At 57.8% G+C, this 12,569-nt stretch carries 14 protein-coding genes; 9 read left to right on the top strand and 5 right to left on the bottom strand.

What is annotated here, in order from left to right:
* Nucleotides 1–55 precede the first annotated feature (55 nt).
* Nucleotides 56–301 (top strand): accessory factor UbiK family protein, encoded by a 246-nt coding sequence (locus GV827_RS08690; RefSeq protein WP_164353398.1) that lies wholly within the window; start codon nt 56–58, stop codon nt 299–301.
* Nucleotides 302–365: 64 nt separating this feature from the next.
* Here the strand turns inward: GV827_RS08690 and GV827_RS08685 are convergent, their stop codons facing one another.
* Together GV827_RS08685 and GV827_RS08680 are read right to left on the bottom strand one after the other, a co-directional pair.
* On the bottom strand, nt 366–1,082 hold the full coding sequence (locus GV827_RS08685) for an LrgB family protein (protein WP_164353397.1): 717 nt from the start codon (nt 1,080–1,082) through the stop codon (nt 366–368).
* A complete protein-coding gene (locus GV827_RS08680; RefSeq protein WP_164353396.1) occupies nt 1,079–1,432 on the bottom strand; it encodes a CidA/LrgA family protein in 354 nt (117 codons plus the stop codon). The genes GV827_RS08685 and GV827_RS08680 overlap by 4 nt, the downstream gene beginning before the upstream one ends.
* A gap of 503 nt (nt 1,433–1,935) precedes the next feature.
* On the opposite strand from GV827_RS08680, the gene GV827_RS08675 reads away from it, so the two are divergent.
* Genes GV827_RS08675 through GV827_RS08665 form a run of 3 tightly spaced genes read left to right on the top strand, consistent with a single transcriptional unit; the run spans nt 1,936 to nt 3,615 of the window.
* Nucleotides 1,936–2,436 carry a type III secretion system chaperone family protein gene (locus tag GV827_RS08675; RefSeq protein WP_164353395.1) on the top strand — a complete coding sequence of 167 codons (501 nt, stop codon included), beginning with the start codon at nt 1,936–1,938 and terminating at the stop codon, nt 2,434–2,436.
* Between the two features lie 32 nt (nt 2,437–2,468).
* Nucleotides 2,469–3,284, top strand: a complete 816-nt coding sequence (proC, locus tag GV827_RS08670; RefSeq protein ID WP_204325797.1) for a pyrroline-5-carboxylate reductase — start codon at nt 2,469–2,471, stop codon at nt 3,282–3,284.
* The gene (locus GV827_RS08665; RefSeq protein WP_164353394.1) at nt 3,277–3,615 is read left to right on the top strand and encodes a tRNA-binding protein; all 339 of its coding nucleotides are present in this window, start codon (nt 3,277–3,279) and stop codon (nt 3,613–3,615) included. Before proC ends, GV827_RS08665 begins: the two co-directional genes overlap by 8 nt.
* Here the strand turns inward: GV827_RS08665 and GV827_RS08660 are convergent.
* Nucleotides 3,612–4,202: a thymidine kinase gene (locus GV827_RS08660; protein ID WP_164353545.1), complete on the bottom strand. Its 591-nt coding sequence runs from the start codon at nt 4,200–4,202 to the stop codon at nt 3,612–3,614. The genes GV827_RS08665 and GV827_RS08660 overlap by 4 nt on opposite strands.
* A gap of 278 nt (nt 4,203–4,480) precedes the next feature.
* On the opposite strand from GV827_RS08660, the gene GV827_RS08655 reads away from it, so the two are divergent.
* The gene (locus GV827_RS08655) at nt 4,481–4,939 is read left to right on the top strand and encodes a hypothetical protein (RefSeq protein WP_164353393.1); all 459 of its coding nucleotides are present in this window, start codon (nt 4,481–4,483) and stop codon (nt 4,937–4,939) included.
* Nucleotides 4,926–5,648, top strand: coding sequence for an arsenical resistance protein ArsH (arsH, locus tag GV827_RS08650; protein ID WP_164353392.1), 723 nt, complete (start codon nt 4,926–4,928; stop codon nt 5,646–5,648). The genes GV827_RS08655 and arsH overlap by 14 nt, the downstream gene beginning before the upstream one ends.
* Nucleotides 5,649–5,656: 8 nt before the next feature.
* On the opposite strand, the gene GV827_RS08645 is transcribed toward arsH, so the two are convergent.
* Nucleotides 5,657–6,781: a beta-ketoacyl-ACP synthase III gene (locus GV827_RS08645; protein WP_164353391.1), complete on the bottom strand. Its 1,125-nt coding sequence runs from the start codon at nt 6,779–6,781 to the stop codon at nt 5,657–5,659.
* A gap of 276 nt (nt 6,782–7,057) precedes the next feature.
* Between GV827_RS08645 and GV827_RS08640 the strand changes: the two genes are divergently transcribed.
* From GV827_RS08640 to GV827_RS08630, 3 genes are all read left to right on the top strand, one after another.
* Entirely contained in the window at nt 7,058–7,891 is an 834-nt protein-coding gene (locus tag GV827_RS08640; protein WP_235930292.1) for an SDR family oxidoreductase, read from the top strand.
* 180 nt (nt 7,892–8,071) lie between these two features.
* Entirely contained in the window at nt 8,072–8,545 is a 474-nt protein-coding gene (locus tag GV827_RS08635; RefSeq protein ID WP_164353389.1) for a DUF411 domain-containing protein, read from the top strand.
* A gap of 33 nt (nt 8,546–8,578) precedes the next feature.
* Nucleotides 8,579–9,022 carry a c-type cytochrome gene (locus tag GV827_RS08630; RefSeq protein ID WP_328823130.1) on the top strand — a complete coding sequence of 148 codons (444 nt, stop codon included), beginning with the start codon at nt 8,579–8,581 and terminating at the stop codon, nt 9,020–9,022.
* A 119-nt stretch (nt 9,023–9,141) separates the two neighbouring features.
* On the opposite strand, the gene carB is transcribed toward GV827_RS08630, so the two are convergent.
* Nucleotides 9,142–12,498 carry a carbamoyl-phosphate synthase large subunit gene (gene carB / locus GV827_RS08625; RefSeq protein ID WP_164353387.1) on the bottom strand — a complete coding sequence of 1,119 codons (3,357 nt, stop codon included), beginning with the start codon at nt 12,496–12,498 and terminating at the stop codon, nt 9,142–9,144.
* Nucleotides 12,499–12,569: the final 71 nt, after the last annotated feature.

The following is a 12,569-nucleotide window of genomic DNA, read 5'->3' as shown; positions in this document are numbered from 1 at the left end:
TGCCTGCGGGGGATCAAGGCCCCATATAGATGCCAAGCAGAGATCGGAGCCAGATATGCAAACCCGTAACAAATTTTTCGATGATGTGTCCCAAATGATGACCAATGCCATGGGCGTGGCGCAGGGTGCCAAGGACGAAGCCGAGAACGCGATGAAAGGTTTGGTCGATCGTTGGCTGGCCGATCGCGATTTCGTCACGCGAGAAGAGTTCGACGCGGTCCGCGCCATGGCGCAGAAAGCGCGAGAAGAGAATGAAGCGCTCAAGGCGCGGCTGGACAAGCTGGAAGCCAAGAAGGGCTGACGCCCGGTGAAGTGTTGAAGGTTGTGCCATAGGCATCAACCGTCGCCTGTCAGCCGTTCCGACATTACATTAGCCATCGCACCAGCGGTGGCACTATCATGCTGGTCAGCAATGCATTGAGTGCCATGGCGATGCCCGCATAGGCCCCTGCCGTCGGGTTCACCTGAAATGCCCGCGCAGTCCCGATACCATGAGCAGCAACACCGACTGCAAATCCCCGTGCGCGCCAGTCTTGGATGCGCAGCAAGGTCATAAGAGGTGTTACAGTCATTGCACCGATGATACCTGTTAAGATGACCAGGACAGCTGTCAGGGTGGGAATACCGCCCACTGCTTCGGATATGCCCAATGCGACGGGCGCCGTCGTGGATTTCGGAGCAAGCGACAGGATCACTTCGGTCGGCAGACCGAAGGCGCGTGCAAGGAGAATGGCCGACCCTGCCGCAACGATTGAGCCTGTGAGCAAAGCCAGCACTATCGGGGCGATTGAACGGCGGATGGTATCGCGATTGTCCCAAAGGGGCAGTGCCAGCGCCACTGTCGCCGGACCCAAAAGAAAATGTATGAACTGCGCCCCCTCAAAATACGTCGCGTAATCCGTCTGCGTCAGCCACAGAACTGGCGCGATCAGTAAAACTGACATCAAGACAGGATTGGCCCATGGCGGGTTATTCAGCCGCCGCGCCAGCGCATCCGCAGCAAGGTATCCCAATATGGTTGCAGTCAGCCATAACAACGGTGTCGTGGACAGATAGCTCCACAGGTTTGCAACGCCATTCACGGTGTCGGCCCCTTTCTCAGATGCTGCACGCCGATGAATGTGCCGACGGCCGTCAGCATGGCCAGCAGTGTTGAGACAACAAGGATGACCAGCAGGGCGAGCCAGTCTTTGGACAGCACATCCAGATTGCCGATCACACCGACGCCCGCAGGCACGAACATTAGGGACAGGTTTGCAAGAATAACGCCGGTTGTTGGCCTTAGATGTTCGGCAAGTGCGGGTGCCACGCGCAGCAGAAAAATGAGCAGTGCAAGCCCGAGTACCGGACCCGGAACCGACAGGCCAAGACCGCGCGCGGCGACCTCTCCAAGCAATTGGCACGAAAGAAGAAGCGCGAGTGTGGGAAGCATCTCAATTTGGTCTTTCAGTTGGTTTCGCTGATCATGCTGACTCTTATGGGCGTTTCGCGCCAGTCCCCAAATTGATCTGCCGTGCTCGTTTGAAGACGGCAGTCTGCGGAGCATCAAATCGCACGATGCTCGCCTCAGTGTGCTTTGACTTGTTGGTTGCGCCTGACTGCAAGTAGCGCGAAAAGCTGAAGTATGATGTCATGACCGACCTTTGATGGCTCAGACCGTGAAGCGCCAGGCCAGCAAATCAGCTGCCCCAGAGACTATTTAAGCCGTCACGGTGTGGCCATAGATTGCCCTATTCTGCGTCTCATCCACAATATATCGCAGTTATCCCCCATCAATTGCGGTTATCCCCAAGAAAAGGGGTTGCCAGATGCCCCCCTTTGCGCCCACCATATCTTGTATAGGCGGTTGCTCGCCCAACGGCCTATTGTGCAGGCATCCATTCCTTGTAGGGCGCTGCGTCACGAAGGGATGGACTTACAAAAAGAGGTGTCGAAATGGCCCTGACCGAGCAGTACCTTGAAGAAGCAATCCACCCCATTGATATCGTTGAGAATCTCGCCGCCTATCATGAGTGGGACTTTGACCGCATTTCCGATGAACAGATCGCGATGGCAGTCGAAGGCCAATGGCGCACCTATTCGATCACTCTGGCGTGGTCCGGCTATGACGAAACGCTCCGCCTGATCTGCACATTCGAGATGGATCCGCCGGAGGAAAAGCTGTCGGGCCTATACGACCTTTTGAACCGTGTGAACGATCAATGCTGGGCTGGTGCCTTTACCTATTGGGCTGAACAAAAACTGATGGTCTACCGCTACGGGCTTGTCTGCGCGGGCGGACAGGATGCCAGCGCAGAGCAGATCGACACGATGATCGGCGCTGCCGTGATGTCGGCAGAGCGTTATTATCCTGCACTCCAATTGCAGGTCTGGGGGGACAAGACGCCCGAAGACGCCCTGCAGGTCGCCATTGCAGAGGCCTACGGCCGGGCGTAACACTGCCCCCGGATGGTAACCGGGGGATCAAGATGAAAGACAGCAGGATCGCCGCCAATGGCCTTGTGCTCTTGGGATGCGGCAAGATGGGGTCGGCCATGCTGGAAGGCTGGTTGGCACGGGGATTGCCGCCGACATCCGTTTGGGTTGTCGATCCGTTTCCATCCGAGTGGCTCAAGGCACAAGGTGTGCACCTGAATGCCGAATTGCCCGCAGCTCCTGCCATCGTTCTTGTTGCTGTCAAACCGCAGATGATGGCCGAAGCCCTCCCGACGCTCAAGGCGATGGGGAACGGATCGACCCTCTTTGTCAGTGTCGCCGCAGGCACCCCGATCCGCTATTTTGAGGAAACGCTTGGCGTGAACACACCGGTTGTGCGCGCAATGCCTAATACGCCAGCGGCAATCTCACGGGGAATCACCGCCATCGTGGCCAATGACACAGCCGGAGAGGCCGCCCTCGATGAGGCCGAAACGCTGCTCAGTGCCGTGGGCGAGGTTGTCCGGCTGGATCAAGAATCCCAGATCGACGCGGTAACAGGTGTGAGCGGCTCCGGCCCAGCGTATGTTTTCCACATGATCGAAACCATGGCTGCCGCCGGAGAGGCGCAGGGCCTGCCCCCCGGGCTGTCAATGCAACTGGCAAAGGCGACGGTTGCGGGGGCTGGTGCGTTGGCGATGGAATCTGATGAAAGCCCCACGCAACTGCGCATCAACGTGACCTCGCCCAACGGCACGACACAGGCGGCGTTAGAGGTGTTGATGGACGAGGAAAACGGCTTTCCTGCGCTGGTCAAACGGGCCGTGAAAGCGGCGACAGACAGATCCAAGGAACTCGCCCGTGGCTGAGATTTCGTTCGATGACTTTGCAAAGGTCGATATTCGCGTCGGTACGGTGGTCCGCGCCGAACCCTTTCCCGAAGCACGCAAACCCGCGATCAAGCTTTGGGTCGACTTTGGACCAGAGATTGGGGAGCGCAAAACTTCTGCCCAGATCACGGCCCACTATGATCCTGAAACGCTTGTGGGCCGACAGGTCATGGCCGTCGTGAACTTTCCGCCGCGCCAAATCGGCCCGTTCATGTCCGATGTGCTGGTCCTTGGCGTGCCGGATGATGGTAGTGATATCGTCTTGCTATCGCCAGACCGTGCCGTGCCTGACGGCGGGCGCATGCACTAAGGCTTCGCGCGGTCCCCAACAGCCTCGCGCCAATGGACCCGGCACAGCGATACGTAGGTTTCGTTTCCGCCAATCTGAACTTGCGCGCCGTCCATCAATACCTCGCCATCCTGATCCATCCGCACCACCATCGTGGCCTTTTTGCCGCAATAACAGATTGTGCGCACCTCGCGCATCTCATCCGCCAAGGCCAGCAACGTCGCCGATCCGGGGAAAAGCTGGCCACGAAAATCAACTCGCAGGCCAAAGCACATCACCGGCACCCGTAAATCATCGACCGCGCGGGCCAGTTGCCAGACCTGTTCCGCCTCAAGAAACTGGGCCTCATCCACGAAAACACAGGCGCAGGGCCCGACATTCAACCGCGTTTCCAGCTTGGCAAACAGATCCTCGCCCGGCGCGTAGGTATCGGCATCCTTGCCGATCCCGATCCGCGATCCGATCCGCCCGTCACCGGCACGCCGGTCGAATTGAGCAGTCAGCAGATAGGGCTGCATTCCCCGCTCTTCGTAGTTATGCGCCGCCTGCAAAAGCACAGTCGATTTGCCTGCGTTCATGGTTGAGTAATGAAAGTAAAGCTTTGCCATGCGGTCTGTTACGCCAATCGGCACAGAACGATCAAGATCAAGCAAAGCCCGTACGCCACCCTCCGTCTGACCAATGTGTGCGGCATCAATCATGCGAGGGGGCGTACGAACCTCTAACAACCACCACCCGAGGGAAGTGGCACTCGTAAATCCTGCCAACGTAGTCAGGATGATTTCTAAATGACATTTGTGCGTCGACCGATTAATGGGAAAAGCCAACGACCTTTCCCCCGGTGTGCGGACCGGCGATGGGTACAGCGATTTGAGGATCAAACGATATGGCCATTATTGGCAGCTATCTGAAAAAGCACACTGAAGCTTTGGTTAAGGATGTGGGCATCGAACCTGCGTGCGGCGTCACCGGTAAATCCAAGGCAACTCTGGGACGGTACTATTCTGACAATGATGAGCACTCGGACCGCTTCATGCCCATCGACGCCGTGGCGCAGTTGGAGGAGGTTGCCAGTTATCCGCATGTGACGGCGGCCCTGGCAGAGTTGCGGGGTATCGGGCTGAATTTTGAAGGGCGCCGTCCGAATGCAGAACGCAAGGGCGGTGTGAATTCAGACGTGATCGCGCTGAGCCAGCGCTTTGCCATGCTGATGGCAGAATACCAGCAGTCCATGGAGGACGGCCAGATCAGCGTGAACGAGGCCAAACGCCTGCTAAAAGAGACAACGATGCTCCAGCAGGTCTTGGTCGATATGAAATTGAACCTTGAGGATGAAAGTGTCTGACGATCTGCCCAGTCTTCAGGCGGATCAGCTACCGGCAATTGATATAGATGCGCTGAAAGCGGCTGGTGATCTGGGGCACAAGCCACGGATTCTGTTGCTGTACGGCTCTTTGCGTCCGCAAAGCTATTCACGTCGTGCGGCGGAGGAAGCAGCGCGTATCCTTCAGTTTTTGGGCTGTGAAACGCGGATGTTTGACCCCACCGGGCTGCCTTTGCCCGATGGAGCAGAGCCGGATCACCCAAAGGTGGTTGAATTGCGTGACTTGGCTGTCTGGTCCGAAGGCATGGTCTGGTCCAGCCCCGAACGGCATGGCGCGATGACGGGAATTATGAAATGCCAGATCGATTGGCTTCCCTTGTCGCTCAAGGGCGGGATCCGTCCGACACAAGGCAAGACGTTGGCGGTCATGCAGGTGTCTGGCGGCTCGCAATCGTTCAATGCGGTAAACCAGATGCGTATTCTGGGGCGCTGGATGCGGATGGTAACGATCCCTAATCAGTCATCAATTCCCAAGGCATGGCTGGAATTCGACGCTGAAGGACGGCTGCCCGAAGGGCCATTCTACCGCCGTATCGTGGATGTGATGGAAGAACTGGTGAAATTCACATGGTTGGTACGTGGCCGTGCCGATTATCTGGTAGACCGTTACTCAGAGCGGGTCGAAAGCGCAGAGGAAGTCCATCAACGCGTGTCCAAGAAAAGCGGCTGATTATGCCTCTAACCGTGCTTCTCCACGATCACGGAACCCACTGAATAGCCCGCCCCAAATGAACAGATCAAACCCTTGTCGCCATCGTTCAGGTCGCTGGAATTCTTTGAAAAAGCGATAATCGACCCGGCCGAGGATGTGTTGGCGTAGTCCTGCAAAATATTGGGCTGCTCGCCCGGCTCAGGTGTTCGGCCCAGTACCTTGCGACCGATGAAATCGTTCATCGACTTGTTGGCCTGATGCAGCCACAAACGCTTGAGATCGGTCGCCTGAACGCCTTCGTCCGCCATATGCTGTGCGATGTGATCCGAGACCATGGGCACGACTTCCTTGAACACCTTGCGCCCGTTCTGCATGAATTGCATGTCGCGGCGGTCCTTGACGCCGTCCGGGCGGGAGCGGCGCAGGAATCCGTTGTTGTTGCGAATGTTGTTGGAAAACTCGGTCGCGCACCGCGTGGATTTGATTTCAAAATATGGGCCTGTTGCATCTTCCGCGCGTTCAATCAGCGTGGCCGTGGCAACGTCGCCAAATATGAAGTGACAATCCCGGTCGCGCCATTCCAGGTGGGCGGAGCAGATCTCGGGATTTACCACAAGGGCTGAGCGGATGGAGCCACTGCGCACCATGTCGGCGGCGGCCTGAATGCCAAAGGTGGCCGAGGAGCAGGCGACATTCATATCGAATGCAAAGCCGCCCGTTCCCAGAAGACTTTGAATCTCGATGGCAACGGCGGGATAGGCGCGTTCCAGATTAGAGGCGGCACAGATCACCGCGCCAACGTCGGCAGGTGTCTTGCCCGCAGCCGCGAGCGCCTTGTGCGCAGCATCCAGAGCCATCTCAGCCATCAGGCTGGGTTCCTCGTCGCTGCGTTGCCGCAGCAGGGGGTGCATGACTTTTGGGTCAAGAACGCCGGTCTTGTCGATTACGTAACGTTGTTCAATTCCGCTGGCTTTGAAGATGAATTCTTCCGAAGAATATTCCTTGGCAGGCAGTTCCCCGGCCTCGATCGCGGCGGCATTTTCGGCATTATAGAGGTCCACGTTAGCGTTGAAGGCTTTGACCAGTTCGGCGTTTGTGATGACCTGATCCGGGGTGAAAACGCCGGTGCCGGTGATGGCGGGAGTGTACATGGTTAATCCTTCAATTTTGCCAAAGACTTGGCCGGTCTTAGTTCTGCTGAAGCCGTCGTGCAGGCATCGAACCGTAGAAAACGAACATTCTGCGCAGGTTTGCATGGAATGGCTCCCAGCGGTTTTAACCAAAGTTTTGCACAGTCGCTATGGGTAAGATGTGTGGTGAACGAAAGGCTGGGACGGCACGTATTGCCTTGGCGGTGAACGAATGCACTCTACTTTTGGCAAATGGTCCTTGGCGGCCAAGCTGCTTCACGTCAGACAAAGTAAAGCATGCCAAACAAATTAGAGCATGCCTTGCGGATCGGCATAATAATGGGGGACATGAATATGGATTTGGGCTTAACGGGAAAAAAGGTCCTGGTGACCGGCGGTTCGCGCGGTATCGGCTTTGAAACGGCGCTGGCCTTTGCGCGTGAAGGGGCAGAGGTCGTCCTTGCCTCACGTGACGCCGAATCTCTGGCTAGGGCATCGGAAAAAATTCACGCTGAAACCGGAACGCAGTGTGAGGTTTTCGCCGGGGATCTTGGCATCCAAGAGGACCGTGATCGGTTGGCGGGTGCGCATTCTGATATTGATATTCTGGTGAACAACGCGGGCGCGATCCCCGGCGGTGGTCTGGCCGATATCTCGATGGCGAGGTGGCATGAGGCCTGGGCGCTCAAAGTTTTTGGCTACATTCACCTAAGCCAACTCTACCTTGCGCAGATGAAAGAACGCCAATCTGGTGTAATCGTGAACATCATTGGCATGGGCGGGCGCGCGGTGCGGCCCGACTATATTTGCGGGGCAGCCGGGAATGCAGCGCTCATCGGTTTTACCAACGCGCTTGGCGCCGAGACACCAAGCTACGGGGTGCGCGTGTTCGGAATCAATCCGTCCCCAACACTGACGGACCGGGTTGTCGGGCTGTACAAATCCCGTGCGGCGTCAAAGTTCGGAGACGAGAGCCGTTGGAAGGAACTGCTGGACGAAAGCACGATGCCATTCGGCCGGTTGAAAAAACCCGAAGAGGTGGGCGCGTTGGCGGCCATGCTATGTTCACCCAGTGTTGAGTACTTGTCCGGGACGGTGATTGATATGGATGGCGGAGGGCAGTGGGGGTAGCAGAAAGCCTAATAGGCGTGACACTGCGACCGTCAGTTTCTGCGACTGGCGATGGCGTGCCTGACGGCGGCTCGCGGTCGCAGTCAAGTTTTCGTTATCTTGATTTGGAGCTGTTGACCTTGCCCTTGCTGGAACCCTTACCCGTGAGGTCGACACATAGATGAGGAAGAGGACAAAGAAATGCGCGATGCCCGGATCCTTCGGCGAGAATTCTTAGTTGGAGCAGCCGCACTGTTGGCTGCGCCGGGGCAATTGAGTGCAGCTGGCGGACCTTCAATTCATGTACTCAAAGACCCCAATTGCGGATGTTGTAGTGCGTGGATTGATATTCTTGAAGCCGACGGTTTTCAGGTAACAACGCAAGCAAGCGCGGGTACGGCCCTTTTCCGCGAAAAAACGGCACGACATATCCCGCAAGACATGGCATCGTGTCACACTGCGGACGTTGAGGGATATGTTGTGGAAGGGCATGTGCCGGTCGCTGACATTCGGCGGTTGCTGGCAGAACGGCCCGACGCGGTGGGTCTGGCTGTGCCGGGGATGCCATATGGGTCGCCGGGGATGGGACCAGAGAGCAGCCGCGAAGCATATGACGTGCATCTGATCCTACGCGATGGGTCCACGGAAATCTTTACCAGCTACGCTGCTGCGTAATAACGGTTCTGGCTTGTCGAAAGGATGAGATACGTGAAGTCTAAATTTCTCTTTGTTTTCAGCGTCTCTGCGCTTTGCATCGGAACGCTGGCCTTGGCCCATACGGGCGTGAAGAACATGACGGTTATGGCGCGGATGCAGTCGATGTCGGCGCTGGGCGATAGCGTGAAAGTGCTTGGCGAAATGGTGAAAGGCAATCAGGCCTTTGATGCGGCGGAAGCCCGTGCGGCGGCAGAAGCGATCGCTCGCCATGCCAGAGAGACTCCAACCCTGTTTGAGGCCCCGGAAACCGATCCCAAGAGCGAGGCACTCCCAGTGATCTGGGAAGACTTTACCTCATTCGTAGCGAAATCCGAAGCGCTGGAGACCGTGGCTGCCGATCTGGCGGTGTCGATGCAGGCCGAAGCGGATTTGCGAAGTGGTTTGGCGCGCATCGGAACGGCCTGCAAAGCCTGCCACGAGGTATACCGTAAATAGCAAGACTCTCGCTGATTTGCAGGCGCGTGCGCAGGATATCCATTGCTTGCCAATAGCTGCTTTTTCGCACCTCGAACCCGCCGTTCAAGCCTTTGACGTGTAGAAGCAAAAGCCGGGGATTACCCTTGCAAGCTTTTCACCCCGATCTCGTCCTCTGCCTGCGCCTTGATCGCAAGTGCAGCCGCATAGCTGCCTGCGGCCGTCGTGAAATAGGGGATCTTGTCATACAGCGCGATGCTGCGGATGGACTTGCTGTCCTCGACGGCTTGTGCGCCTTCGGTGGTGTTCATGACCAGATGCACGGCACCGTCTTTCATCATGTCAGTGATGTCGGGACGACCTTCGTAGACCTTGTTCACGGTCTGGCATGGAATGTCATGAGAGCCGAGCCACGTTGCGGTGCCGCGGGTGGCGAGAATGGTGAAGCCTTGGCCAATCAGAATGCGCGCGGCTTCAAGCATGTCGTCGGTCTTGTCCATGTCCTTGATCGACAGGAACGCACAGCCGCTGCGGGGCAGCATCGTACCTGCACCCATTTGTGCCTTGAGGAACGCGCGGGGGAAATCGCGGTCCCAGCCCATGACCTCACCGGTTGAGCGCATTTCGGGGCCAAGCAGAGTATCGACACCAGGGAAACGGGCGAAGGGCAGCACCGCCTCTTTGACCGAGAACCACGGCATGTTGGGGTCGGCCAGTGTCATGGGATCACCCAGCGGCAGTACATCCGAATAGGCTGCCTGTGCCGGGTAGGGCGCGCGCATCGGGAAAGCGGAGAGCTTTTCACCAGCCATGATCCGTGCAGCGATCGAGGCGATGGCGCTATCCGTTGCCTTGGCAACGAAGGGCACGGTGCGCGAGGCGCGCGGGTTGACCTCGATCAGGTAGACCTCGCCGTCCTTGACGGCAAATTGGATGTTCATCAGGCCCACGACGTTGAGCGCGAGAGCAAGGGCGCGGGTCTGTTTCGTGACCTCGTCGATGATGGATTGATCCAGAGAGTAGGGTGGCAAGGAACAAGCGCTGTCGCCCGAATGAACGCCAGCCTCTTCGATATGCTGCATGATGCCAGCGAGATGGACATCCGTGCCGTCACACAGCGCGTCTACGTCGAGTTCCACCGCGCCGGAAAGGTAGCTGTCCAGCAGGACGGGGCTGTCCCCCGAAACGACGACCGCAGAGGTGATGTAGCGCTCAAGGCTGGCCATATCGCGCACGATTTCCATCGCCCGGCCGCCAAGGACATAGGACGGACGGATGACAAGAGGAAAGCCGATGTCTTCGGCGATGGCCAAGGCTTCGGCGTCGGAATGGGCGATGCCGTTCTTTGGCTGCTTGAGGCCAAGTTTTTGCACAAGCTGTTGAAAACGTTCCCGGTCTTCAGCAAGGTCGATGGCATCTGGCGTGGTTCCGAGGATTGGAATGCCTGCAGCCTCTAGCCCATTTGCAAGTTTCAGGGGCGTCTGGCCACCGAACTGAACGATGACCCCGTGCAGGGTACCGTTCTCCTGCTCAACACGCAGGATCTCCATCACATGCTCAAACGTGAGCGGCTCGAAATAGAGGCGATCAGAGGTGTCGTAGTCCGTCGAGACGGTCTCGGGGTTGCAGTTGACCATGATGGTTTCATAGCCCGCGTCCGTCAGCGCGTAGCAAGCGTGGCAGCAGCAGTAGTCAAATTCGATACCTTGCCCGATCCGGTTGGGCCCCCCGCCGAGGATGACAACTTTTTTGCGGTCCGAAGGCCGGGCCTCGCATTCGACCTCGCCCATCATGGGCGCTTCGTAGGTCGAGTACATGTAGGGGGTTTGCGCTTCGAATTCGGCGGCACAGGTGTCAATGCGTTTAAAGACGGCCTGCACGCCAAGGTTCAGACGGGCCCGACGGACATTGTCTTCGTCCCGACCGGTGAGGGTGGCAAGCCGGGCATCGGTGAAGCCCATCATCTTGAGGTGGCGCATGCCGACTTCGGTGAGGGGGAGGCCATTCTTGCGCACGTTTTCTTCGGTCTCGATGATCTCGCGAATGCGGTCGAGGAACCAAGGGTCGAACATGGTGACGCCGTGGATGTCGTCGTTGTTCATTCCGTGACGCATCGCTTGCGCGATGGTGCGCAGACGGTCTGGGGTCTGCTGCGAGATAGCCTTGATTAACGCAGCCTTGTTCTGGGGGGCGTCCGGAGGGAGGTCGGCTGAAAAACCACTTATGTCGATTTCGTCGAAGCCAGTGAGGCCGGATTCCATGCTTGCCAGCGCCTTTTGCATGCTCTCGTGGATGGTCCGGCCAATGGACATCGCTTCGCCGACGGATTTCATGGCGGTCGTCAGGTTCGGCTCTGAGCCGGGGAATTTCTCAAAGGCGAATTTTGGGATCTTGGTGACGACGTAGTCGATTGTCGGCTCAAAGGAGGCAGGGGTGACGCCTGTGATGTCGTTATCCAGCTCATCCAGCGTAAAGCCAACGGCGAGTTTCGCGGCTATCTTGGCAATGGGAAAGCCCGTCGCCTTGGATGCGAGCGCGGAGGACCGTGATACACGGGGATTCATTTCGATCACGACCATGCGCCCATCAACGGGGTTCACGGCCCATTGTACGTTGGAACCGCCCGTTTCCACCCCAATCTCGCGCAGAACCGCGATGGAGTGGTTGCGCATGATCTGGTATTCCTTGTCGGTCAGCGTCAGCGCTGGGGCAACGGTAATACTGTCGCCCGTGTGTACGCCCATCGGGTCCACGTTTTCGATGGAACAGACGATGATTGCGTTGTCGGCAGTGTCGCGGACGACCTCCATCTCGAATTCTTTCCAACCCAGCAGGGATTCGTCGATCAGGATTTGCCCCATCGGTGAGGCATCCATGCCGCTCCGGCAGATCGCCTCGTAGTCATCGCGATTATAGGCCACGCCGCCGCCGGTGCCGCCCATGGTGAAAGCAGGGCGGATGATCGCAGGCAGGCCAACTTCTTCGAGCGCTTCGAGGGCGATGGCGACGCCTGCGGCGAGGTCTTTCTTGCCGTTCTTCATGGGGGCGGTACAGATCGTGGCCTTTGGGTTTTCAATGCCCAGCCGGTCCATGGCCTCGCGGAACAGCTTGCGGTCCTCGGCCATTTCGATGGCTTCGCGTTTGGCACCGATCATTTCGACATTGTACTTGTCGAGCACACCCATTTCTTCCAGCGCCAGCGACGTGTTCAGGCCGGTCTGTCCGCCCATCGTGGGCAGCAGCGCGTCGGGGCGTTCTTTTTCGATGATCTTGGCCACGATCTCGGGAGTGATCGGTTCGATGTATGTGGCGTCGGCCAGCCCCGGATCGGTCATGATGGTCGCCGGGTTGGAGTTGACGAGGATGACACGGTAGCCTTCCTCCTTCAGCGCCTTGCAGGCCTGAGCGCCCGAATAGTCAAACTCGCAGGCCTGACCAATCACAATGGGGCCTGCGCCGATGATCATGATCGACTGAATGTCGGTGCGCTTTGGCATGGTGACGGCCCCCGGTGATTTTGCAAATTGTCAGCGTTATAGGGATGGGGCGTCCGGGTGCAAGGGGGGAT

Source organism: Sulfitobacter sediminilitoris (assembly GCF_010667575.1).
Taxonomy (GTDB): domain Bacteria; phylum Pseudomonadota; class Alphaproteobacteria; order Rhodobacterales; family Rhodobacteraceae; genus Sulfitobacter; species Sulfitobacter sediminilitoris.
Note: the sequence above shows the minus strand (reverse complement) of the source record. Positions and strands in the feature narration are given on the sequence as shown.

Coding starts and splice junctions, on each gene's coding strand:
- carB (WP_164353387.1), bottom strand. CDS start 12,498: ATGCCAAAGCGCACCGACATTCAGTCGATCATGATCATCGGCGCAGGC.
- GV827_RS08635 (WP_164353389.1), top strand. CDS start 8,072: ATGCGCGATGCCCGGATCCTTCGGCGAGAATTCTTAGTTGGAGCAGCC.
- GV827_RS08660 (WP_164353545.1), bottom strand. CDS start 4,202: ATGGCAAAGCTTTACTTTCATTACTCAACCATGAACGCAGGCAAATCG.
- GV827_RS08645 (WP_164353391.1), bottom strand. CDS start 6,781: ATGTACACTCCCGCCATCACCGGCACCGGCGTTTTCACCCCGGATCAG.
- GV827_RS08690 (WP_164353398.1), top strand. CDS start 56: ATGCAAACCCGTAACAAATTTTTCGATGATGTGTCCCAAATGATGACC.
- GV827_RS08655 (WP_164353393.1), top strand. CDS start 4,481: ATGGCCATTATTGGCAGCTATCTGAAAAAGCACACTGAAGCTTTGGTT.
- arsH (WP_164353392.1), top strand. CDS start 4,926: ATGAAAGTGTCTGACGATCTGCCCAGTCTTCAGGCGGATCAGCTACCG.
- GV827_RS08640 (WP_235930292.1), top strand. CDS start 7,058: ATGCCAAACAAATTAGAGCATGCCTTGCGGATCGGCATAATAATGGGG.
- GV827_RS08680 (WP_164353396.1), bottom strand. CDS start 1,432: ATGCTTCCCACACTCGCGCTTCTTCTTTCGTGCCAATTGCTTGGAGAG.
- proC (WP_204325797.1), top strand. CDS start 2,469: ATGAAAGACAGCAGGATCGCCGCCAATGGCCTTGTGCTCTTGGGATGC.
- GV827_RS08675 (WP_164353395.1), top strand. CDS start 1,936: ATGGCCCTGACCGAGCAGTACCTTGAAGAAGCAATCCACCCCATTGAT.